A 23081-nucleotide genomic window follows, 5' to 3' on the forward strand; every position below is an offset into this window, starting at 1 on the left:
GATGACGATGACGCTGCGTACGGCGGTCGCCGGTGTCATGGGCGGGGCGCTGCTCGTGAGCTGCGGCCTCACCAGCGGCAGCCCGATGGTGGACGACGTCAAGCCGGGCACGGTCGGCAAGGGGCTGCCCCTGAAGGGCGCCGACCTCACCGTGGCGTCCAAGGAGTTCACCGAGCAGCTGATCCTCGGCGCGATCATGGGCATCGCCTTCGAGGCGGCCGGCGCGGACGTCCTGGACCGGACGGGCATCCAGGGCTCGATCGGCGCCCGCGAGGCCGTCAAGAGCGGTGACGCGGACGCCATGTACGAGTACACGGGCACCGCCTGGATCACGTACCTCGGCAACTCCGAACCCATCGACGACCCGCAGAAGCAGTGGCAGGCGGTGCGCAAGGCGGACGCGGAGAACGGCGTCAGCTGGCTGCCGCCCGCCGAGCTCAACAACACCTACGCCCTGGCCCTCAACGAAAAGAACAAGGCCAAGTACAAAACAAAGACGCTCTCCGACGTGGCGGCGCTGTCGAAGTCGGACCCCAAGGCGGTCACGCTGTGCGTGGAGAGCGAGTTCTCCTCGCGCGAGGACGGCCTGCCCGGCATGCAGAAGGAGTACGGGATGAAGGTCCCCAACTCCAACATCACCAAGATGGACACCGGGATCATCTACACCCAGGCCGCCAAGGGATCGTGCGTGTACGGCGAGGTGTTCACCACCGACGGGCGCATCAAGGCGATGAACCTGACGCCGATGGAGGACGACAAGCACTTCTTCCCCAACTACAACGTCGCCCCGGAGATCAACAGCAAGTCCCTGAAGGAGCACCCGGAGATGGCGGAGGTCCTGGCCCCCATCACGAAGAAACTGAACAACAAGGTGGCCCAGGAGCTGAACTCCAAGGTGGACGTGGACGGCCAGGACCCGCATGAGGTCGCGAAGGAGTGGCTGATCCAGGAGGGGTTCGTCAAGGAGTAGCTCTGGCGGGGGCGCCTGACCTGGCGGGGCGCCCAACGGAAGTGCAGCTTCCGGAAGTTACAAAGACTCCGTTGCAAAGAAAGGGTTGCAACGGAGTCTTTGCATGCTTACCTTCTAGGCATGACGGACGGCACGGCAGAGCCACAGACGGCAGAGCCAGAGACCCGGAAGATCCACAACCTCACCCCTCGCTCGCTGCGGGGGCTCGCGCATCCGCTGCGCATGCAGTTGCTCGTCTCACTGCGCAAGGACGGACCGGCGACCGCTTCCCAACTGGCGGACCGCCTGGGCGAGTCCAGCGGGGCGACCAGCTATCACCTGCGACAGCTCGCGGCCCACGGCTTCGTCGAGGACGCACCGGAGCGCGGCAAGGGACGCGAGCGCTGGTGGCAGTCGGCGCACCAGGGAATGCGCCTGAACGACTCGCTCATGAGCGACCCGGACCCGGCGGTGCGCGGCGCGGTCTCCCTCTACCTCCACGAGGTCGCGACGTTCCACGCCACGGAACTCTCCACCTGGATCGGCACCCAGCACGAGTGGTCCACGGAGTGGATCGAGAGCTCCGACATGAGTGACTACACACTGCGCCTGACGCCCGAGCTCACCACCGAACTGGAGGGAAAGATCGAGGAACTCATCGAGAGCTACCGCGCGCTGACGGTCGACGAGACGCATCCGGGCTCCGCCAGGGTGCGCCTGCACACGCACATCTTCCCGACGAACTACACCGAGTGAAAGGGCTCAGCCAGTCATGCACTCCGACGTACACCTGCTGCTGCACCACGCCAGGGCCGCGGAACTGCACCAGGCCGCTCCCCCACGCCCCCGGCGCCCGCCTCTGCGTACGCAACTGGGCTGGACCATGGTCGAGTTGGGGTTAAAGCTGGTCAGCAGCTCGGAACTTTCCCGCCCTTGTCCAGCGCCCGCAGCGACTCGACCGTTTCCTTCAGTGTCTTGACCGGGATCAGCCGCAGGCCCTTCGGCAGCTCCGCCTGCGCGTCCGAGCACTCCGCCTGAGGGACCAGGAAGACACTCGCCCCGTCACGCTTCGCGGCCTGCGTCTTCATCGAGACACCGCCGACCGGGCCGACCTTGCCGTCGGCGGCGATCGTGCCGGTGCCCGCGATCTTCCGGCCGCCCGTGAGGTCCCCGCCGCTGCCGTTCCCGTCGATCAGGTCGATGATGCCGAGCGAGAGGAAGAGGCCCGCGCTGGGGCCGCCGATCTTGCCGAGGTCGACCTTCACCTTCACCTTGTCGGTGCCGTCCACGCCGTTCTCCTTGAGATAGGAGAGCGCGGCCTCCGTGGCCGTGTCCTGCGACTTCTTCATGTCGCCGAGGTTGTGCTTCTCGACTTCCTCGTCGTTGTCGCCGGTGGGGTACACCGAGTCCTTGGGCATCACGGAACGGTCCGTACGGAACCAGCCGTCCACCACGTCGCCCAGGCTCACGTCCATCTCGGGCCCCGTCGCCACGATCGTCGTCATGCGCAGCTGCCCGCTCGTCTCGCGGGTGGGCGCACCGGTGATCGTGATGACCGGCTTGCCCTCGCTCATGCCGAGCACGTTCGCCGTCGACCCCGGCTGGGCCACCGCGAAGGGCAGCGGCGCCAGCGCGGTGACGGCGAGCAGGGCGACCACGGGGACGGCACAGACAGCGAGGGCCTTGGGGCGCGTGAGGCTGGAGAGGGAGAACACGGGATCAATCTAACGCGACCGGCGCGACGGGCAGGAGTCAGCGCAACGCATCGGCTACCTCACGGGCCGCGTCGACGACCCGCGGCCCCACCCGCTCCGGCACCGAGTCCGACAGCATGACGACCCCCACGCTGCCCTCTATGCCGGTGACGCCCACCAGCGGTGCCGCGGCCCCGCTCGCGCCCGCCTCGAGCTCGCCGTGCGTGAGCGCGTAGCCGGGGTCGGTGGCGAGGCCCTGCCTGGCGGCGAGGATCGCCCGGCCCGCGGCGCCCCTGTCCAGGGGGTGCCGGAAGCCGGTGCGGTAGGCCACGTGGTAATCCGTCCAGGTCGGCTCGACGACGGCGACGGCGAGGGCCTCGGTGCCGTCGACCAGCGTCAGATGCGCCGTGGCCCCTATGTCCTCCGCCAGCGAGCGGAGAGCGGGCAGTGCCGCCTCCCGCACCAGCGGATGCACCTGGCGGCCCAGGCGCAGCACCCCGAGGCCGACCCTGGCGCGGCCGCCCAGGTCGCGGCGGACCAGGGCATGCTGCTCAAGGGTGGCGAGAAGGCGGTACACCACGGTGCGGTTCACACCGAGCTTGTTCGAGAGCTCGGTGACGGTGAGCCCGTGATCGGTGTCGGCCAACAACTTGAGGACACGCAGCCCTCTGTCGAGGGTCTGGGAAGTCTCCGCGGTCACGACGCCCACTCCTTAGGTGAGGGTCGACGGCCCCTTTACGCGGCGGTTGCGTCGCCGGTCCCGTGGGCGACGCGCGTCAGAGGCCGCCGGTCGGAACTCCGGCTGCGCTCCGCGGCGGCGCTGCCACGGGGCGTGTACGTTTCGGGGACATTAGCGAGACCGTCCCGCTCAGCGGAAGACTCCGTCCAGAATCCGGGCATGCAGCCGACTGTTAGGGGCGCAATGCCCTATACGCGGGGCCTGCGGGCAGGAGTACGCACGACTCCCCCACACACGGAACACACCCCTCCTCCCCCGACCGCCGGGAGAAGGGCCCCCGGTCACCAGGAGAGGGGCCCTACTTCATGCGGGTGGCCCACTCCCCGACCTTCGCGATGCGCTGCCGCAGCTGCCCCGCGGTGGCCTCCGCGCTGGGCGGCCCGCCGCAGGTGCGCCGCAGCTCGGTGTGGATCACGCCGTGCGGCTTCCCGCTCTGGTGGGAGTACGCGCCGACCATGGTGTTGAGCTGCTTCCTCAGCTCCAGCATCTCCTTGTGGGAGACGACGGGCCGCCGCTCGGCGGGCAGTTCGAGAAGATCGGCCTCGTCGTCGGGCCGCTTCTTGCTGTGCGCGATCTGCCGGGCCTGCCGCTTCTGGAGCAGCATCTGCACCTGGTCGGGTTCGAGGAGACCCGGGATGCCCAGGTAGTCCTGCTCCTCCTCGCTTCCCGGGTGAGCCTGCATGCCGAATTCGGCGCCGTCGAAGAGAACCCGGTCGAAGACGGCATCGGACTCAAGGGCCTCGAAGGAGAACTGCTCCTGCTCCCCGGTGTCCTCGTCCTCCTCCTTGTTCGCCTCGTCCATCTCCTTCTCGGACTCGGCGTAGGGGTCCTCTTCGCCTTCCTTCTTCGGCTTGTCGAGCACGTGGTCGCGCTCGACCTCCATTTCATTGGCGTGGCCGAGGAGGTCGGGGACGGTCGGCAGGAAGACGGACGCGGTCTCGCCGCGCCGCCGGGAACGTACGAAACGGCCCACTGCCTGCGCGAAGAAGAGCGGCGTGGAGATCGTGGTCGCGTACACGCCCACCGCCAGGCGCGGCACGTCGACGCCCTCGGAGACCATGCGGACCGCGACCATCCACCGGTCGTTGCTCGCGGTGAAGTCGTCGATCCGCTTCGAGGCGCCGGTGTCGTCGGAGAGGACGACGGTGGCCTTCTCCCCGGTGAGCTCGCGGATGAGCTTGGCGTACGAGCGTGCGGAGTCCTGGTCCGAGGCGATCACGAGCCCGCCCGCGTCCGGGATGGCCTTCCTGACCTCGGTGAGCCGCTGGTCGGCGGCCTTCAGCACGTTCGGCATCCACTCGCCGCGCGCGTCCAGGGCGGTGCGCCAGGCCTGCGAGATGGCGTCCTTGGTCATCGGCTCGCCGAGCCGCGCCGCGATCTCGTCACCGGCCTTGGTGCGCCAGCGCATGTTGCCGGAGTAGGAGAGGAAGATGACGGGCCGGACGACGCCGTCGCCGAGCGCGCTGCCGTATCCGTACGTGTAGTCGGCGGCCGAGCGCCGGATGCCGTCGTTCCCCTCCTCGTACGCGACGAAGGGGATCGGGTTGGTGTCGGAGCGGAAGGGCGTACCGGTGAGCGCGAGCCGCCGGGTCGCGGGCTCGAAGGCTTCCAGGCAGGCCTCGCCCCACGACTTCGAGTCACCGGCGTGGTGGATCTCGTCGAGGATCACCAGGGTCTTGCGCTGCTCGACGCGGTTGCGGTGCAGCATGGGCCGCACGCCGACACCCGCGTACGTGATGGCGACGCCCTGGTACTCCTTGCTGAGCGGCCCCGCGCTGTACTCGGGGTCCAGCTTGATCCCTATCTTCGCCGCGGCCTCCGCCCACTGCTTCTTCAGGTGCTCGGTAGGCGCGACCACCGTCACCTGCTGCACGACATGGTGGTGCAGCAGCCAGGACGCGAGCGTCAGCGCGAACGTCGTCTTGCCGGCGCCGGGTGTCGCGACGGCGAGGAAGTCACGCGGCTGCTCCTGGAGGTACCGCTCCATCGCGCCCTGCTGCCAGGCACGCAGCTTGTTGGCGGTGCCCCAGGGGGCGCGGCCGGGGAAGGCGGGAGAGAGGTGGTGGGACGAGGCGGAGTTGGCGGCGGTGGTAGTCACGGTCTCCGGTTTTGGCGCTCGGGTACGGACGACAGGCGAGTACGACGGATACGGCGGGTACGTACGACAACCGGGCCACCCTACCGGTGATGTGTTGACGCGAGTCCGATGACAATGCGGGGCCGGGGGCAGGTGCGACGGGTGTCACACGGCTTGCTCAGGGCGTGCGTTCCTTCAGGCGCGTCCCCACCCAGGCCCCGACCAGGGCAACCACCGCCATGGGCAGGAAGACCGCGACGAAGGCCCCCGGATGGGACCCGCTCGCCTCGCCCGCCACGTGTCCGGCGCCCACCATGCCGCCGCCGAGTGCGGCGAAGGCCGCGCCGCCCACGGCCAGGAGCAGGGCGTTGGAGAGGCCGTCCGAGATCTGGAGGGCGGCGGAGTTGGCGCCCGCGTCCTTCGGGGGCGAGAGGCGCAGGAGCAGGACGCTGGTGGACCCGATGACCGTGCCCATGCCGAGGCAGCCGAAGGCCCAGGCCACCGCGACGATCCATACCGGGACGGCGTCGATCAGGACTGTGGGCGCGGTGGCGATGGCGGCGGCGACCAGGATCATCCCGACGACCGTGAGCCGGGTCCGGTGCGGCTCCATGGCCGGGCGCGACTGCACGAACGACCCGAACGCCCAGGTCGCACCGCCCACGGCCAGCGAGAGCCCCGCCATGGTCGGGGTGAGTCCGCGCTCGGTGACCAGCATCAGCGGCACGAAGGACTCGGCGGCGATGAAGGACCCGGCGGCGACGCCCCGCAGCAGCACGACGGAGGGCAGGCCCCGCACGGCCCGGTACGTGCCGCGCGGCAGCAGCCCGAGCACGGCGGGCACGAGCACGGCGGCGCCGACGGCCGCGGGGAGCAGCGAGAGCCAGCGCAGATCCTGGCCGGCGTACTGGAGGAGCCCCGCCCCCAGCGAGATCCCGAGCGCGAGCCGTACGCGCCGCCGGTCGAAGGCCTCGGCGGGCGCGGAGGGGTCGACGGGCCCGGACGCGGTGCGCCGGATGGCGGGCAGCGCGAGGGCGAGCGGCCCCACGACGAGGACAGGAATCCCGACGAAGACCCAGCGCCACCCCAGGTGCTCGGTGACCGTCCCGGCGACCAGCGGCCCCACCACGGACGGCACGACCCAGCTGGCCGCGAACGCCGCGAGGATGGACGGGCGCAGATGCTCCGGGTAGGCCCGGCTGACGACGACGTAGAGGGCGACGATGACAAGACCGCCCCCAAGCCCCTGCACGGCCCGCCCCAGGATGAACATCCACATGGCCCCGGCGGTCCCGGAGAGCAGCAGCCCCGCCGCGAAGGCGGCGATCCCGGTGGCGAGCGGCCCGAGGGGCCCGCGCCGGTCGGCCCACTGCCCGGAGAGCACCATGCCGAAGAGGCTGGTGGTGAAGTACGCGGAGAAGGCGAAGGCGTAGAGCGAGATGCCGTCCAGCTCACGGGCGGCAACCGGCATCGCGGTCCCGACGGCGGTCGCTTCGAAGGCGATGAGCAGCACCACGGAGACGATGCCGAGGCTGAGCGCGCGATAGGGGGCGCGCAGCACTCCGCCCTCGAGCTCGGAGGGCGGGGCTATCGGGGCGGCTGCGACTTCGGCGTCGCGGGGTTCGAGGGCGCTCATGCTGGCCAGCGTAAGGGGCGTACTACGAGATGGCCCCTGTCCGGAGGCGGGACGGTACTGGTCCCTTGGTCGTACGACCACTCGCCCCGTCGGAGCCCGTTCATGAACGGGGTGTGGCAGTCCCGTTGCGGGGGCGGCGATTTCCTTGAGCGGCCGGTTCCGGGCGCTTAGGTTCAAGGAGTCGAGTTCGAACTCGGCCGTGTGCCCGAGTGGTTTAGGGACTCGCCTGCAAAGCGAGTTACGTGGGTTCGATTCCCGCCACGGCCTCAAAGAGCGCCCCGAAGGGGCGCGGGGAACTGCGCGACCAGCCCCCACCGGGCCCGCACGCGACCGGTCCGACGGGCCCGATGGCGCGCGCAGAAGTCGGACCCCCTGCCCCTAGATCCGCGCCCCTTCGAGCCCCGCGAGAATCGCGTCCACCGTCTCGTCGACCGTCAGGTCGGAGCTGTCCAGCCAGAGGCCGAGCCTCGGGGTCGTGGCGCGGAACCCCGAGTCCAGGGCCTCCACGGTCCACGCGCCGTAGCCGGTCTTGCCGCGGCCGGCCTCCCGCGCGGTGACCGCGTCCGGGCGCGGGGCCAGGACGACGACGTGCACGGGACGCGTACGCAGCAGATCCACGTACGTCTTCAATTCCTCGCCCAGGATGACGTCCTGGACCACCGCGACGAAGCCCGCGGCGGCGTAGGCGTCGGCTGTCGCCGCCGACAGGCCGTAACGCAGGCGGAGTTGGGCCGCAGCCTCCTCCGACGCCCCGGGCTCGTACTCCTCGCCGCCCGACACGATCATCCGGCGGAAGACATCGCCCCGCACGTGCGCCGCGCGCGGAAGGCGTTCGGCGAGCGCCTGCGCCACCGTGGACTTGCCCGAGGCCATGATCCCGGTGATGACGACGACACCGGCCAAGGGCTCCGTCACGTCGCGACCGCCGCCTGCGGGCGGATCGGGAGGCGGTTCACCGGGCGCCCGGTGGCCGCACGCACCGCCGACGCCACCGCCGCCGGAGTCGTCACGACCGGCACCGCGCTCGCCGCCTTCGCGCCGAAAGGAGCCACCACGTCCCGCTCCTCCACCAGCTTCACGATGCGGATGTCGGGGGTGTCCAGGGCGGTCGGGAGGGCGTAACCCGTGAGGTCGGGGTGGCGGACCAGGCCGCGCGGCGTGCGGAGGTTCTCCGTGAGGGCCGCGCCGACACCCTGCGTTACGCCGGCCTCGATACGCACCTTCAGCTGGGTCGGGTTCAGGATGCGGCCCACGTCCTGGGCGACCGCGAGCTCCACGACCCGTACCGAACCGATCTCGATGTCCACGTCCACGACCGCGCGGATCGCGCAGAAGGCCATCCCGACGAACGCGTCGCCCTGGCCCGCCTCGTCGAGGGGCTCCGTGGGGTGCGGGCGGCACTGGGCCGTGGCCCACAGTTCCTTGCCGTCCATCGCCTCCGTGACGGTCGTGCTCAGCACGCCGTCGTACGAGGTGATCTTGCCGTCGGTGATCTGGAGCAGCTCCGTGGACATCCCGAACTTGTGGGCCAGGGGCTGCAGGAGCTGCGTGCGGACCATCTTCGCCGCGCGCTCCACCGCACCGCCCGACACCCACGTGTGGCGGCCGTGGCAGCTCGGTCCCGCCGGGGGCTGGTCCGTGTCGACGGGGGCCACGCGGACGTCGTCGATGCCGAGCGTCTCCTGGACGATCTGGCGGGCGAGCGTGGAGAAGCCCTGGCCCGTCTCGACCGCCGCGCAGATGACGGTCGCGACGCCGTCGTGGACCTTCACCGTGGCCGTGGAGACCTCGTCCGTGCCTTCGGCGCCCAGGAGTTGGACCATGCCGAGGCCGTAGCCGACGCCGCGGCGCACCGCGGCCGGCTCGCCCGCGCCCTCGGGGCCGCCGGGCAGCAGCCACTCGTCCTCGGGGGTGTCCTTGGGCAGCTCGGGGAGGGGGAAGTCCCGTACGGCGGCGAGGAGTTCGGCGACCGGCGCCGGGCAGGTCACCGTCTGGCCCGTGGGCAGGATGTCGCCCGTCGCCATCGCGTTGCGCAGCCGCAGCTCGGCCGGGTCGATGCCCAGCTTCTTGGCGATCTTGTCCATCTGCGCCTCGTACGCGGCACAGACCTGCATGGCGCCCTCGCCCCGGACGTGTCCGGAGGGCGGGTTGTTCGTGCGGACCGCCCAGCCCTCGATGAAGGCGTTGGGGACCACGTACGGACCGCAGGCGAAGGAGACGGCCGCGGCGAGCGCGTCCGACGAGGTGTCCGCGTACGCGCCCGCGTCGAGCAGGACCTGCGCCTCCACCTTCACCAACTTGCCCTCGGCGTCCGCGTGGTGGCGGTAGCGGAGCAGGGTCGGGTGGCGGTGGGCGTGGCCGAGGAAGGACTCCTCGCGGGTCGCCGTCAGCTTCACCGGGCAGCCGGTGGTGAGGGCAAGCAGGCCGAGCGGGAGGTGGAAGCTGGCGTCCTCGCGGTCGGCGGTCGCACCGGGCACGCCGGTCACGACGACCTTCACGATGTCCGGGTCGATGCCGTAGCAGGACGCGGCCATGTCGCGGTCGGTGTGCGGGTCGGTGGAGGCGATGTACAGCTCCACGCCCCCGTCCGGACGCGGTACGGCAAGACCCGCCTCGGCGCCGATCGGCGCCGGGTCCTGCCGGCCGATGCGGTAGAGCCCCTCGACGACGAGCTCGCCCGCCGCCTCCGGGTCGCCGTGCCGCAGCGGGATGTGCCGGATCAGGTTGCCGTCGGGGTGCAGGGGTTCGGCCGCGAACGCCTTCTCGGGGTCGGTGACCGGCTCGAGCACCTCGTACTCGACGAAGATGGCGGCGGCGGCCATCCGCGCCGTGTCGGGGTGATCGGCGGCCACTGCGGCGATGGGCTCGCCGTGGTGGCGTACGACGTCGGAGGCGAAGACCGGGCGGTCCGCGGTCTTGCGGCCGTGCAGCGCCTCGCCGGGCACGTCCTCGTGCGTGACGACGGAGCGCACGCCGGGCATCTCGCGCGCCTGGGACGTGTCGATGGAGACGATGCGCGCGTGCGCGTGCGGCGAGCGCAGGACGGCCGCCCACAGCAGCCCCTCCGCCCACAGGTCGGCCGCGTAGGGGAACGTGCCCTCCGTCTTGGCGCGGGACTCGGCGGACGGCAGCGAGGCGCCGATGCCGTGCGGCAGCGGCTCGGGTCCTGGCTGCGTCTCCACGGCGGTCGCGGTGTGCGCCGCGGCTTCGTTGCTCACGCCTGGCCTCCGTCCTGGCCGTAGGGACCTTCGTACGTGCCGTCCTGCGCCGTCGGGTTGACCCCTCCGTCGCCGGGTCCCGCCTGGTGCGGGATGCGCGCCTCGCCCGACTGGTCGCCGCGGGCCGACGGCTCGGCGGCGGACGCGGACGCCTCGCGTTCGGCGACCACCTCCTGCACGGCGTCGAGCACACCGCGGTAGCCGGAGCAGCGGCACAGGTTGCCGCACAGGGCGCGGCGGGTCTCCAGGTCGGTCGGGGCGGGGTTGCCCTCCAGCAGGTCGTGCACGGTCATCGCCATGCCCGGTACGCAGAAGCCGCACTGGACGGCACCGCAGGCGCCGAGCGCCCGCTGCACGTCGGAGGGTCTGCCGTCGACGGCGAGGCCCTCGACGGTGCGGACCTCGCTGCCGGCGGCGGTGGCCGCGGGCACCAGGCAGGAGGCGACGAGGCGGCCGTCCACCTGGACGTTGCAGGCCCCGCACTCGCCCTGCGAGCAGCCGTCCTTGGCGCCCGCGAGGCCGAGGCGCTCGCGCAGGACGTAGAGCAGGGACTCGCCGATCCAGGCGTCCGTGACGGGGCGGTCGGTGCCGTTGACGCGCAGGACGTACGAGCAGAGGGGGTGTTCGTCGCCGAGGACGGTGGTGGTGACCGCCGTTGCCTCTTCGTCGGTTTCGGGGGCTTCGGGGGCGGCCTCGGTTTCGCCCTCTCCCTCGGCCTCGGCCTCGACCTCGGCCTCAGCTTCGGCTTCCGCTTCGGCCGGGGTGTCCGGCTCCGGCTCGGGCTCGGCTTCGGGCGCGGGCGCCGCTTCGGCTTCGGGCTCCGGATCGGGCACGAGTTCCGGTTCCGGCTCCGGCTCCGGGTGGACGGCAGGCGCCTCGGGCACCACCACGTGCATCTCCGGAGCGACCGGCGCCTCGGGAACGAACGGCTCCGGGGGCACAACGGGCTCGTGGTGCTGCGGCTCGACGTATTGCTGGTGCTGGTGCTGGTGGTCGTACGGATCCGGCTGGGCGTACGGCTCGGGCCCGGCATGCGGGTGCGGGTTCAGATGCGGATGCGGCTCGGCGTACTGCTGCGGCTCCACGTGCGGCTGCTGCACCGGCTCCGACCACGGCGCGCCCGCGTCCGCGCCGCCGGTCGCCCACGGCGCCGCGGCACCGCCAGGCAGCGTCGCGGGCGGCGTGCCGCCCCACTGCGCGGCGAGCGAAGACGCGGTGAACTCGCCCGATTCATCCGGAAGATCACCATTGGCGACAGGAATTGACCACTGGCCGGTGACATCGGCCGGGGCGGGGGCGGCGGGCGCGTGCTCCTCCGCCTCGTGGAAGCTCCACTGCCCGGTGGCCCGCGGGTCGTACGCGTGCTCCTGCACGTCGTGACCGGCCGGCTCGGGCACCCCGCCGGCCCCGCCCGCGGCGGGCCACTGCACGTTCTGGACGCCGGTCACCTCGGGCGGCATCGCCCAGACGCCCGTGGCCGCCGGGTCCGTCGCGTCGGCGGTCGTCGGGGTGACCGTTATCTGCGGCGGCACGTAGCCGTGTCCGGGCGCGGCGAGCGGCGAGTGGTCGAAGGAGTCGAGCGCGCCTTCCGGCAGCTGCACGAAGGCCGTGGCGTCCGAGTCGTACTCGCCCTGCGGATGCGGCTGCCAGCCGCCGTTGTTGTTGTTCTGGTCGTCGCTCACGACAGCGCCCTCCCCAGTGCTCGTCGGGCCAGCGCGGCGACGGTGCGCCGCAGATGCAGTACGGCGGGCGGCAGCGGCTGCGGGGAGCCGTCCTCCGCCGGGGGCTGGTCGGGGATGCACGCGGCGGCGACGTACTCACCGAAGGCGGTGAGCGCCTCCGGCACGATCGTCCGGCCGCCGTCCCAGTCGATCAGCGAGGCCACCCACTGCTCGGCCTCAAGGGGCCGCAGCGGCATCGGCGCGACGGCGCCGACCGCACAGCGCACCCCGCGCCGCGCGGGGTCGAGGACCAGCGCGACGGACGCGGTGGCGCGGCCGGGTCCGGTCCGCCCCGTGGCCTTCAGGAAGACCTGCGGGGCGTGCAGGAGCGGCAGCCGTACGAAACCGATGAGCTCGCCGGGGCGGAGCATGTCCATCCCCGCGAGCAGGTGCGAGACGGGCACCTCGCGGCGCGCGCCGCCGGGTCCCGCGATGATGAGGACGGCTTCCAGGGCGGCCAGGACGGGCAGGGTGTCGCCGGTCGGCCCCGCGGTGGCGATGTTGCCGCCGAGGGTGCCCGCGTTGCGGATCTGCGGGGGTCCCGCCGCGCGCGCGGCAGCGGCGAGCGCCGGGATCAGGGCGGCGAAGTCGGGCCGTCCGACGCGTGCGTGGGTGAGGCCCGCGCCGAGCAGCGCGTGGCCGTCCTGGTACTGCCAGCCGCGGATCTCGCTGATGCGGCCGAGGCCGACGAGCGCGGCGGGGCGCAGGAGGCCCGCGTTGACGGAGGCCATGAGGTCGGTGCCGCCGGCCACGGGCACGGCGGCGGGCATCGCGGCGAGCGCCTCGACGGCCTCGTCCAACGTCCCAGGCAGCTTCGCCGTCTGCGCGTTCTGCGCCGCCTGCGGTGCGTGCGTGGTCAAACCGGCTGCCCCTTCCCGATGCCCGGCGGCCTTCTCGCCGTTCTCACCGTTACGCCTGTTCCGCCGTACGGTACGTGTTCACAGCCCGGACGTGGCAACTCTGGCACATCTTCCCCGGCCCCCGGCGCGGGGGTCCGCTAGGAGCCATTCGTCCGCAGTCCTGGGAGATGAACCGTTTTCGCACTCCCTTGCCGGTCAGCGGGAATTGCCACTCTTCGGTGATCATTGTCCGCCTTTGGTCCGGCTGCCCACGCTCCCAGCGCGGGCAGCCCGACACGCGGACTACGGGGTGTGCCTCACCTGTTCGGGGGCGCCCCCTCGATCGGGCGTCCGAGCACGCCCGGGCGCTTCTGCCACGGCAACGGGCCGCCGGGCGGGCGGTAGTCGACGCCGAGTGCGTCAAGTCGCGCGTAGTGCTCGGTCATTCGCCGCTCGAAGTCCGCGTAGTCCCGCTCGGCGGGCGCGGGCAGCGTGCTCCAGGCGACCTCGGCGAAGGCGGCCAGACGCGGGAACACCTGGTAGTCCACGCGTGCGTGGTACTCCATCACCTCGGTCCAGACGTTGGCCTGGGTGCCGAGGACGTGCCGGGCCTCCTCCTCGGTGAGCTGAGGCGGCACCGGCTCGAAGCGGTACACGTCCTCCAGGGTGCGGACGAAGCCGATGGGCACGGGCTCGTCGGGCCCGCCGTGCTGCCGGTGGTCCAAGTACACCTGCTGCTCCGGACACATGACGACGTCGTGCCCGGCCTTGGCCGCCGCGATGCCACCGCCGTACCCGCGCCAGGAGGAAACGGTGGCCCCTTCGGCAAGACCACCCTCCAGGATCTCGTCCCAGCCGATGAGACGACGGCCGCGCTCGGTCAGCCAGGTGTCGAAGTGCCGGATGAACCAGCTCTGAAGGCCGTCCTCGTCACCGACTCCGAGCTCCTTGATGCGGGCCTGCGCGGTGGCCGATGCCTTCCACTGGTCCTTGGGACATTCATCCCCACCCACGTGAATGAAGGTGGAGGGAAAAAGCTCAAGGAGCTCCTCGAACACCCCCTCGTAGAAACGGAGGGTGTTCTCGGTCGGTGCGAGGACGTTCGGGGTGATGCCCCAGCTGTCCCAGACGCCGAGCGATGCGGTGTCGACGACGTCGGTGTTGCCGAGTTCCGGATAGGCGTGGATGGCGGCCTGCGAGTGCCCGGGGATGTCGATCTCCGGTACGACGGCGATGTGCCGCTCATGGGCGTACGCGACGATCTCGCGGATGTCGTCCTGCGTGTAGTAGCCGCCGTGCGGGGTGTCGTTCCACAGCTCGGACGCGCGGTGCCCCCACTTCGAGCGCGGCCGCCACGAGGACTCCTCCGTCAGCTTCGGGTAGCGCTTGATCTCGACGCGCCAGCCCTGATCGTCGGAGAGATGAAAGTGAAAGACGTTCAACTTATGCGCGGCAAGAAGATCGAGATACCGCAGAACCCCGTCCTTGGGCATGAAATGCCGGGCCACGTCGAGCATCATGCCGCGCCACCCGAAGCGCGGGCTGTCCTCGATGAGGCACCCCGCGACGGCGTGCCTCTCGGCGGCCCGCAGCGGGGCCCGCCGGAACGCCTGCGGCCCCACGAGCTGGCGCAGGGTCTGCGCGCCCCAGAAGACGCCGGGGGCGGCGCCACCGGCGATCTCGATACCGTTCTCCGTCACTCCGAGCCGGTACGCCTCGGCGGCGAGGGAGTCGTCGATCGTGAGCGACACTCCCTTGCCCTCCCCCGGGGCGAGGGGCAGCCCGAGCGCGCCGCCGAGGGTGGCGCGCAGCCAGCGCTCGGTGGACTCGGTGCCGGGTCCGGCCCGCAGCGCGGTCGAGGAGTCGAGGATGAAGCCTTCGGAATGCGGTCCCTCGGCGCGTGCGGGCGCCGGGATGAGTTGCTCAAAGGTCATGCGGCGAGGCTGCCATGCCATTGCACAACGCAAAAGGGGCGTTGCGGTACACGCAACGCCCCTACGCGAGGAGGTTCGGATCAGCTCCGGGCTTCAGCTCCGGGCGGGCTACTTCTTGCCGCCGCCCTTACCGTCATTGCCACCCTTGTCCTTGTCGCCGCCGGCGCTCATGGACTCGTAGATCTCCTTGCACATGGGGCATACGGGGTACTTCTTCGGGTCACGACCCGGCACCCACACCTTGCCGCAGAGCGCGACGACGGGCGTACCGTCGAGCGCGCTCGCCATGATCTTGTCCTTCTGGACATAGTGCGCGAAGCGCTCGTGGTCACCGTCACCGCTCGACACCTGCGGCGTCGGCTCAACGAGGGTCCCCGTACCTGCCCCGCGCTCGGGCTCGGGCTCAAGAGTGCTCATGGCATCCAAGGGTACCTACGGCGGGCGCGTCCGGGCATCGTCCGGACGCGGGCATCGTGTGTGCCGGGTGCTGCACTCGGTGACCGCCACGCACCGAGTCTCCCGTCTATTGTCGCCGTCAGGTGCGTGCCACCCGCGCGCGAGCTTCAGGGAACCACCCAGATCTTGAGCGACCGTGCCAGGTCCTCGAGGTCATCGGCGGCACGCAGGAGATGGCCGACATCGGTGGTGGCCGTCCATACGACGACATCCGCCTCGTACTCCTCCACCTGCCAGCCGTAACGGACGCAGGCCAACAGGTGGGGCGAGTCCTCCTGCGGCACATAGCGGAACGTGGTCAGCCCTTCGCCCAGCTTCTCGGACTTGACACTCTTCACGACCGCAGGCTCGACGACTGTCGGATCGTCCGCCTCAGTGAGGCCACGCAGGGTCGCCTCACGAGCACCCGACGCGGGCCCGATCGCCACGCAGACCGGGAGCGGCAGATCGGTGGGGTCATCGAGATGGAGGAAGACCCAGTGGTCCGATCCAGGGGGCGCAAAGGCCTCGGCGCAGCGTTGCAAGGTGCCCGCGACGAAGTCCACACCGTTCGGTCCGGGGTCGAGATCGTGGTCCTCCCACAGTTCTTCGGCGACCTCCCGCGACCAGGCGCGGATGTCCTCCCACACGGACCAGGGAGCCGTCAGCCCGGACCGCGGCGGCACCATGACCCAGGGCGTGGGGTCGACGTCCTCGATGTCGATGACGGCCCGGAAGTACTCGCTCATCCCCGCACCCAGCGGAAATTCGCCATAAGGGCGTCGAACCATTCGACGAGGACCTCGGCCAGCTCGTCCTGGGGGCTGCTGCCACCCACGGTCGAGAAGGCAGCCACGAACCATCGATCCGGGTCATCCAGCACGGAGATCATGTATTCGACGCGCCGGGAGGCGAGTTCCACTCCTTGACCGCGGTCGGCCTCGACCACATGCTCGCGGCGGACCGCGAGGGCCCCGTCGACCTCCCCCGAACTCAGGTCGGCGCCCTCTACACCGTCCCTGGAGAGGAGCTGAACCGCCGCCTCGGTCGGCTCGACCCCACTCTGCGACAGCCCCGAACGTCGGGGCAGAAGGCTTTCGGAGACGAGGATCGAGGCCCCGATGCTGACTCCGCCCATCGGCTTGACCGGCAGGTAGAGGTCCAGAGCCTTGCTCTTCGCAGCCTGCCCGACGGCTTCCCGGAAGCGGCGCTCCAGCTCACGCTTGTAGGGACCGATCTTGTCGTGCGGCGCATCGTCGGGAATGCGGGCGCAGGCGTCGTCGAGGATCCGGCGGACGGCGTCCTCCGTGCCCTGGCGCAGGGGGACTTGGGCCCACTCATCAGGGATGATGACGCGGTAGCCGGTGACCGGACGGCCCGCATCCTCGGCCTGCAGGGTCGGCCTGCTTTGGTCAGTGAGCACGAAGTCGCTCCTCGCGGTTGAGATGCCACATTCCCGCGAAGCCGGCGAGACAGATACCCACAGCGAGCCAGAGAACCCAAAAGCCTCTGCCCACGGCTCCCATCAATGCGTAGAAGAGATACAGAATGAGTGCCCACTTGATGAGGCTGCGCTCGCCTCGCAGGTCCTTCCAATCATCCGAGCGCCGGGACAGATAGATCAGGAGAACGGGCACCACCGCGCATAGGGCCCAGTCCCACGTCGGCCACGGCACCAGTTCCCTGCCAAAGAAGTCCTTGCTCGCGGGTGTGGCGAACATGCGCAGCATGGACAGCAGGAAGAACCATTTGAAGAAGCCAAGGTGCAACGCCAATCGCCGCTCACTGCGGGCTGCCCGGTCGGAACTTTCCGCGGTCATCGACCCACTCTTCCTCACCACTGCGAGCCAACCGGCCTCGTCATGCGATCCTTCATTCTGCTGTACTCACCATCCGAGACCACGTCGCCGCCCTTGTCTCCGCTATCGAGAACCGTGCTGGCTCCCCACGATCCTACGAGCGCGTCCTTATGACGATCGGCCTCGCGGGCGTTGTCCGCGAGCTGCGTGTTGCGGGGAAACTCGTCCCGCCACTTCTTGATGTCCTTCATCTGACGGCCGAGCTGGGCGTCTCCCAGCACACCCGCCTTCTCCTGCGCGGTAATCTGCGGCATCTCGGCATCGCGCACCTCGCCGGCCGCCTTCTTCCCGTCTGCCTGGCTTTTGGTCAATTGGCGCATGTTACGGGCTCTGGCGTTCTTGCGCGCATTACCCGACCTGCCACCCCCCTTCTTGGACTTCGCCACCGAGCTGGCCCGCGACCCCGCGGTTCTCGACGCGCTCTGCACCCGCTGGGCAGTACCGGCCGATTTGGCAGCGACTTGACGTGAGCTCTCCTGCAGGAGCTTCATCCCCTTGGCCGCCTTCACGCCAATACGCGCCAGCTTCAACGCCCCGATGTCCATGACAACGTCGAACCATGACCCGTTCCCTGTTGCCGCCTGCACGACGTGGGCAGCCAGCACGGCTACGGTCAGGGCGGCCGCAATCCAGCCGATACCAGGGAAGAGCATGGCGGCCACGCCTACTGCCGTCGCAACCCAGCTCAGCCTGTCTGCCCATTCGCCGATCCATTCCGCGTCAGCAACGGCCCCCTTGGCGTCGTTCCACAAGCTGTCCTTCATGTCATCGTCGATGGAGTACCGGATCTTGCCGGCGAAATGACCGGAGCGTTCGTCGTATTCGCCGACCGCCACGGCAAGTCGCCCTCGAGCGTTCTCCAAGTCTTCCTTGGCGCGCTTGAGCGCGGGGTCCTTCGCATCAGGACCCTTTTCACTCTCGCCGGAACCGGGCTTGTCGTCTGCCTTGCCCTCACGGGTGTCGATCACGTGTTGGGCGTCCTTGGCGTCACCAAGCGCCTTGTCCGCCCTCCTCTGGAACTCTTCGAGCTCGTTGCCCCAGCAGGACAGGTGACCTTTTACCTCGCGGTACCGGTCTTCCGCCTCATCGAGCTTTCGGCCCAAACCACGCGCGTCCTCAGCGAGTTTCTCCGCGTACTTTCCCTTGAGATTGTCGGCGTCAGCCATCGCATTGAGCGCCGCCGCCTGGGTGCGCAGATACTCGGCGATCTTCTTCATGTGCTTGACCTGGTCACGAATCCCGTCGGGATCACCCGGTACAGGATCAACTTCGCACAGAGGATGCCAATCCTTTGGTCGCGCCACTTTCCCCCCGAAGCCAGCTAGCAGGCCGACGTGCTTGACGCATCACTATTTCTTCTTCCTGCCGGACTCCGACAACTTGTCATCGAGTCCGCAAAACGCATTCCGGGTTCCCTCGACCATCGCCCCGACAGCGTCCAGCGACTCAAGAAGACGCTTGCGATTGTCGTCCCAGTTGTCGATAAAATCAGACATGGCCCCTTTAATTCCGGAAGCCCCGACGACCGCCTTAATGTCATCTTTCCACTCACCCAGGTTCTTGAACTCCCTTTGAATGGCTCCCAGCTGCTTCGCCGACTTATTGAGCAACTCATAGTCGACAGTCAAATCAGACACTTATCCGGACTCCCCTTTCCCAGACGGTCAATTCGGTTGAACTCGCAGCGTGCGGACGAACCGCCTTCAGCGGTTGACGGATTGGATCTCCTGGACGTTCATGTTCTGGGTGGTCTCGAACGTGCCGTCCGGGAGGTCACCCTTTGCGCCACCGGTGCCGGACCATTCGATCGCCCAGGTCACTGACGCTTTCAAGTGGTAGGGCTGACCGCTGGTGGCCCGCAGATAATTGATCCCGCACGGCGGTTTCCGCCGAGAAGCGCCCTTGGTGTACGGAATTCCGATACTGCCGTCCTTGTTGAACTCGCACTCACCGGATACCGGGTACGTCTCCGCGTCCGCCGTACCCGGCTCCAGGTGGAGGCTGATCGGCTCCGCGGTGGTCTGCGCCCACAACCCGGTGCCGGGCAGCACGGCGCGGACCTTGACCGCCCTGAACGTGCCCTTGTCCAGCCAGGCCCAAGTAGGCAGATTCACCGTCGACTTGGCCTCGGGCTTCAGCTCGATCTCGGTGTCCGGCACCCTGGTCTGCTGGTAGGCGAGGGCGGCGAGTGTCTCTGGGTCGATGGCCTGAGGGACGTTCGAAGGCTCGCCGTTGTTCACCCAGAAGGGCTGGCGCCCACAAGCGCCGGTGGCCGGGTCCTCCCCCATGTCCGGGTTCTTGACGCCCACCCACCACATACCTTTGCCGTTCTTGTCGGCATTGAAGTCCTTATACGGCTTGCCACCCTTGTAGCGCGCCTTGTCCCCCGCGATGCTCGCGGCGTCTCCGCCGACCGATTCGTAGATGGACCACTGAGCCTCCACGAAGGTCTTGAAGTCCTTGGCCTTCCAGTACGGCTCGTACCAGCAGGCAGGGGACTTCCAGTCCGTCACGGCGGGGGTCAGAGCGCCGGAGCCCTCAGCTTCGGCGGAGCCGCCCTCCACCTTGAAGAGGACCCGCGACACCAGGTCTCTCCCGTAGGACTGGCCCGACGACGCCGACTCCTGAGATCCGGAGTCGGCACGGCCTCCGGCCAGGGCCTCATGGGTTCCGAAAACGCACACCACGGCGGCGAACACAGTCACCGTCCCGCCCCGATGCAAGATCACGGCTGGCACTTCTGCGACCCGCGGTCCTCGCCGAGGTCCCGGGTCTGCCAAACGCCGTCCTTGTTCTTCTTCATCGCGGTGTTGTAGAAGACGTAGCTGTCGGGCGACGTCTCCGCCTTGGTCACCTTGTTCGTCTTGCGGTCCTTGAGGTTCGCCCGGCTCTCGTCCACGCAGTACGTCACCGCCGCCGACGTCTTGCTGAACACCGTTACCCGCCGGTCGAAATAGCGGACCGTTCCCGCCCAACTCGTGTTCTTGTCGATGTTGCCCTTGGCGTACTCGTAGAGGCCGGTCAATGCCCGGTCCGTGGCGTAGAAGGCGAGGGCGGAATGCGTCAGGTCCCCCGTCGCGAGCGCCGCGTCCGTCGCGTTGATGCGGCGCTCGTTGTCCGCCAGGATCGCGTTCTTCACCGCGTCACCGGCCTCCTGGCCATCGAAGACGTTCTCCATGTCCGAAGCCAGTTTGATCTCCGGCCTGTCGATCCCGTCCGCCGACGGCGATGCCGATGCCGACTCCGTGCCGCCTTCGTCAGTACCGGCAATTTTGTCGTTGCCCATGTCGTCGGCCGACCCACCACAGGCGGTCAACAGCAGGGCCGTACACAGGGCCGCACATGCGGCGAACACGGCTGCTACGAGCCGGGCGGGGCGGTTCACTCTGGTCTCCGGGGGTGCGGTTAGCGTAAGCACGCGAACACTATCCGTGACATCGCAGGTGACAACAGAGCGGATTCCGCTAGCGGCCGGGGCGAGTGAGGCACGCCGCGGCGCGCAGTCAGCTCCGCACTCCGGGCTCGTGGGGCCCGCATGCCGGTTGCGACACTGCGTAGCAGTCAACGCAGGGCGCCCAGCCACATTTGCATGCGCACCTCAAGCGGCACACTCCGGCATATGCCAATCTGGCGCCGATCGCCTCACCCGGGCCACGCCACGCGCCACCCCAAATCCTGCGAACCGCCGCTCAGTTCAGCGAAGCATCATCCGGATAAGTAGCCACCATCGCCAACTCACTCCGCTGCCGCCGCAACACCGCCCGCCACAACCTCTCCGGCGACGGGGAGGAAACGTCGCCGGGTTCCGACTCGACCACGTACCAGGCGCCCTCCGTCAGTTCGTCCTCTAGTTGGCCCGGGCCCCAGCCCGCGTATCCGGCGAAGATCCGCAGCGAGCCGAGTGCGGGGGCCAGGAGTTCGGGGGGTGTGTCCAGGTCGACCAGGCCGATCGCGCCGTGCACCCGGCGCCAGCCGATCGGCTCGCCTCTGGCCGGGCGCGGCCGGGTGCCGGGCGACGAAGGGGCAGGAGTGGAAGGTGAGGAAGGAGAGGAAAGAGAAGAAGGGGGTGCGGTCTCTTCGCCGGGGATCACCGCCACGCCGAGCGCGGAATCGAGCGAGACGGGGCCGCCCTGGAAGACGACCCCCGGAGTGCCGGCCAGATCGCCCCAGCCGTCCAGGATGTCGGCGACGTCCACCGGCGTGGGCCTGTTGAGGACCACGCCGAGCGAGCCCTCCTCGTCGTGGTCGAGGAGCAGCACCACCGCGCGGTCGAAGTTCGGGTCCGCCAGGGCAGGCGTGGCCACGAGCAGCCGCCCTGTGAGCGAGGACACCTCCGTCATGAACGACATGATCCCGCATCTTTGCCCCGCGGGGGGAGGCAATGCCCGTACAGGAGTGAATGCAGCTCAGGGGCGCATCGGGGCGTCCGGAGCGCACGCTTTCGATGGTGACCCGGAGTGTCCGGTTCCGAACGGTTCGTGTTGTCACGAACTCATGACGCGTTCTGGACGCCCTTGGCCTTACGGGAAGGGGGTACACGCCCATTACGCTTGCCCTTTGGTCCACCCGTCCATCCAATCGGAACGCGAGATTCATGACCGTCACCGACGATGTACTGCTTGTCCACGGCGGAACCCCGCTGGAGGGCGAGATCCGTGTCCGCGGCGCGAAGAACCTCGTGCCCAAGGCCATGGTCGCCGCGCTGCTCGGCAGCGCTCCGAGCAGGCTGCGCAATGTCCCCGACATCCGCGACGTCCGCGTCGTACGCGGACTCCTGCAGCTGCATGGCGTGACGGTCCGCCCCGGTGAGGAGCCGGGCGAGCTGGTCATGGACCCCTCGCACGTGGAGAGCGCCAACGTCGCGGACATCGACGCCCACGCCGGGTCGTCGCGTATCCCGATCCTCTTCTGCGGGCCGCTCCTGCACCGCCTCGGGCACGCCTTCATCCCCGGCCTCGGCGGCTGCGACATCGGCGGCCGGCCCATCGACTTCCACTTCGAGGTGCTCCGCCAGTTCGGCGCGACCATCGAGAAGCGCGAGGGCGGCCAGTACCTGGAGGCCCCGCAGCGGCTGCGCGGCACGAAGATCAAGCTGCCGTACCCCTCCGTCGGCGCCACCGAGCAGGTTCTGCTGACCGCCGTGCTGGCCGAGGGCGTCACCGAGCTCTCGAACGCCGCCGTCGAGCCCGAGATCGAAGACCTCATCTGCGTCCTGCAGAAAATGGGCGCGATCATCGCGATGGACACCGACCGGACCATAAGGGTCACCGGCGTCGACAGCCTGGGCGGCTACAACCACCACGCCCTCTCGGACCGCCTGGAGGCCGCCTCGTGGGCTTCCGCGGCCCTGGCGACCGAAGGCAACATCTACGTCCGCGGCGCCCAGCAGCGGTCGATGATGACGTTCCTGAACACCTACCGGAAGGTGGGCGGTGCCTTCGAGATCGACGACGAGGGCATCCGCTTCTGGCACCCGGGCGGCTCGCTCAACGCGATCGCCCTGGAGACGGACGTGCACCCCGGCTTCCAGACCGACTGGCAGCAGCCCCTGGTGGTGGCGCTCACGCAGGCCGCGGGCCTCTCCATCGTCCACGAGACGGTCTACGAGTCCCGGCTCGGCTTCACCTCCGCGCTCAACCAGATGGGCGCACACATCCAGCTCTACCGGGAGTGCCTGGGCGGCTCGGACTGCCGCTTCGGCCAGCGCAACTTCCTCCACTCGGCGGTCGTCAGCGGCCCCACGAAGCTCCAGGGCGCCGATCTGGTCATCCCCGACCTGCGCGGCGGCTTCTCGTACCTGATCGCGGCTCTGGCGGCGCAGGGCACGTCCCGCGTGCACGGCATCGACCTGATCAACCGCGGCTACGAGAACTTCATGGACAAGCTCGTGGAGCTCGGCGCGAAGGTGGAGCTGCCGGGCAGGGCGACGCTCGGCTGACGCGCACGAAGACATAGAAGGGGCGGTCACCCACCGGGTGAC

At 69.5% G+C, this 23081-nt stretch carries 21 protein-coding genes and 1 tRNA gene; 4 read left to right on the forward strand and 18 right to left on the reverse strand.

What is annotated here, in order from left to right; all coding sequences use genetic code 11:
* Position 1 precedes the first annotated feature (1 nt).
* Together ACWFR3_RS35700 and ACWFR3_RS35705 are read left to right on the forward strand one after the other, a co-directional pair.
* Positions 2–970: a glycine betaine ABC transporter substrate-binding protein gene (locus ACWFR3_RS35700; RefSeq protein ID WP_453738866.1), complete on the forward strand. Its 969-nt coding sequence runs from the start codon at positions 2–4 to the stop codon at positions 968–970.
* 120 nt (positions 971–1090) lie between these two features.
* Positions 1091–1705 carry an ArsR/SmtB family transcription factor gene (locus ACWFR3_RS35705; protein ID WP_453738850.1) on the forward strand — a complete coding sequence of 205 codons (615 nt, stop codon included), beginning with the start codon at positions 1091–1093 and terminating at the stop codon, positions 1703–1705.
* Between the two features lie 152 nt (positions 1706–1857).
* On the opposite strand, the gene ACWFR3_RS35710 is transcribed toward ACWFR3_RS35705, so the two are convergent.
* The 4 genes from ACWFR3_RS35710 to ACWFR3_RS35725 form a co-directional block, all read right to left on the reverse strand.
* On the reverse strand, positions 1858–2664 hold the full coding sequence (locus ACWFR3_RS35710) for a S16 family serine protease (protein WP_453738851.1): 807 nt from the start codon (positions 2662–2664) through the stop codon (positions 1858–1860).
* A 37-nt stretch (positions 2665–2701) separates the two neighbouring features.
* The gene (locus ACWFR3_RS35715; RefSeq protein ID WP_190080202.1) at positions 2702–3343 is read right to left on the reverse strand and encodes an IclR family transcriptional regulator; all 642 of its coding nucleotides are present in this window, start codon (positions 3341–3343) and stop codon (positions 2702–2704) included.
* 337 nt (positions 3344–3680) lie between these two features.
* Entirely contained in the window at positions 3681–5480 is a 1800-nt protein-coding gene (locus tag ACWFR3_RS35720; protein ID WP_389908415.1) for a DEAD/DEAH box helicase, read from the reverse strand.
* Positions 5481–5637: 157 nt separating this feature from the next.
* On the reverse strand, positions 5638–7095 hold the full coding sequence (locus ACWFR3_RS35725; RefSeq protein ID WP_453738852.1) for an MFS transporter: 1458 nt from the start codon (positions 7093–7095) through the stop codon (positions 5638–5640).
* Positions 7096–7290: 195 nt separating this feature from the next.
* Here ACWFR3_RS35725 and ACWFR3_RS35730 point away from each other — a divergent pair.
* Positions 7291–7362 (forward strand) — tRNA-Cys (locus tag ACWFR3_RS35730).
* Between the two features lie 111 nt (positions 7363–7473).
* Here the strand turns inward: ACWFR3_RS35730 and ACWFR3_RS35735 are convergent.
* The 14 genes from ACWFR3_RS35735 to ACWFR3_RS35800 all read right to left on the reverse strand — a co-directional run bounded on the left by ACWFR3_RS35735 (position 7474) and on the right by ACWFR3_RS35800 (position 21450).
* Positions 7474–7968, reverse strand: a complete 495-nt coding sequence (locus ACWFR3_RS35735) for an AAA family ATPase (protein ID WP_453738867.1) — start codon at positions 7966–7968, stop codon at positions 7474–7476.
* Between the two features lie 38 nt (positions 7969–8006).
* Positions 8007–10313, reverse strand: a complete 2307-nt coding sequence (locus ACWFR3_RS35740) for a xanthine dehydrogenase family protein molybdopterin-binding subunit (protein WP_453738853.1) — start codon at positions 10311–10313, stop codon at positions 8007–8009.
* Complete coding sequence (locus ACWFR3_RS35745; RefSeq protein ID WP_453738854.1) at positions 10310–11995, reverse strand: 2Fe-2S iron-sulfur cluster-binding protein; 1686 nt, start codon at positions 11993–11995, stop codon at positions 10310–10312. Before ACWFR3_RS35745 ends, ACWFR3_RS35740 begins: the two co-directional genes overlap by 4 nt.
* The gene (locus ACWFR3_RS35750) at positions 11992–12894 is read right to left on the reverse strand and encodes an FAD binding domain-containing protein (RefSeq protein ID WP_453738855.1); all 903 of its coding nucleotides are present in this window, start codon (positions 12892–12894) and stop codon (positions 11992–11994) included. Before ACWFR3_RS35750 ends, ACWFR3_RS35745 begins: the two co-directional genes overlap by 4 nt.
* A 296-nt stretch (positions 12895–13190) precedes the next feature.
* Positions 13191–14807, reverse strand: a complete 1617-nt coding sequence (locus ACWFR3_RS35755) for a beta-N-acetylhexosaminidase (RefSeq protein ID WP_453738856.1) — start codon at positions 14805–14807, stop codon at positions 13191–13193.
* A 108-nt stretch (positions 14808–14915) separates the two neighbouring features.
* Complete coding sequence (locus ACWFR3_RS35760) at positions 14916–15224, reverse strand: DUF3039 domain-containing protein (RefSeq protein WP_383275550.1); 309 nt, start codon at positions 15222–15224, stop codon at positions 14916–14918.
* Between the two features lie 146 nt (positions 15225–15370).
* The gene (locus ACWFR3_RS35765; RefSeq protein WP_453738857.1) at positions 15371–15991 is read right to left on the reverse strand and encodes a hypothetical protein; all 621 of its coding nucleotides are present in this window, start codon (positions 15989–15991) and stop codon (positions 15371–15373) included.
* Positions 15988–16665 carry a hypothetical protein gene (locus tag ACWFR3_RS35770; RefSeq protein ID WP_453738858.1) on the reverse strand — a complete coding sequence of 226 codons (678 nt, stop codon included), beginning with the start codon at positions 16663–16665 and terminating at the stop codon, positions 15988–15990. Before ACWFR3_RS35770 ends, ACWFR3_RS35765 begins: the two co-directional genes overlap by 4 nt.
* Complete coding sequence (locus tag ACWFR3_RS35775) at positions 16655–17062, reverse strand: hypothetical protein (RefSeq protein ID WP_453738859.1); 408 nt, start codon at positions 17060–17062, stop codon at positions 16655–16657. Before ACWFR3_RS35775 ends, ACWFR3_RS35770 begins: the two co-directional genes overlap by 11 nt.
* A 14-nt stretch (positions 17063–17076) precedes the next feature.
* Entirely contained in the window at positions 17077–18318 is a 1242-nt protein-coding gene (locus ACWFR3_RS35780; RefSeq protein WP_453738860.1) for a hypothetical protein, read from the reverse strand.
* Between the two features lie 132 nt (positions 18319–18450).
* Entirely contained in the window at positions 18451–18738 is a 288-nt protein-coding gene (locus ACWFR3_RS35785) for a hypothetical protein (protein WP_453738861.1), read from the reverse strand.
* Positions 18739–18804: 66 nt separating this feature from the next.
* On the reverse strand, positions 18805–19806 hold the full coding sequence (locus ACWFR3_RS35790; protein WP_453738862.1) for a hypothetical protein: 1002 nt from the start codon (positions 19804–19806) through the stop codon (positions 18805–18807).
* Between the two features lie 20 nt (positions 19807–19826).
* Complete coding sequence (locus tag ACWFR3_RS35795) at positions 19827–20486, reverse strand: hypothetical protein (protein ID WP_453738863.1); 660 nt, start codon at positions 20484–20486, stop codon at positions 19827–19829.
* A 304-nt stretch (positions 20487–20790) separates the two neighbouring features.
* Positions 20791–21450 (reverse strand): YqgE/AlgH family protein, encoded by a 660-nt coding sequence (locus ACWFR3_RS35800; RefSeq protein WP_453738864.1) that lies wholly within the window; start codon positions 21448–21450, stop codon positions 20791–20793.
* Positions 21451–21695: 245 nt separating this feature from the next.
* Between ACWFR3_RS35800 and murA the strand changes: the two genes are divergently transcribed.
* Positions 21696–23039, forward strand: a complete 1344-nt coding sequence (gene murA / locus ACWFR3_RS35805) for a UDP-N-acetylglucosamine 1-carboxyvinyltransferase (protein ID WP_361186749.1) — start codon at positions 21696–21698, stop codon at positions 23037–23039.
* Positions 23040–23081 lie beyond the last annotated feature (42 nt).

The sequence above is a fragment of the Streptomyces sp. NPDC055189 genome, assembly GCF_053606765.1.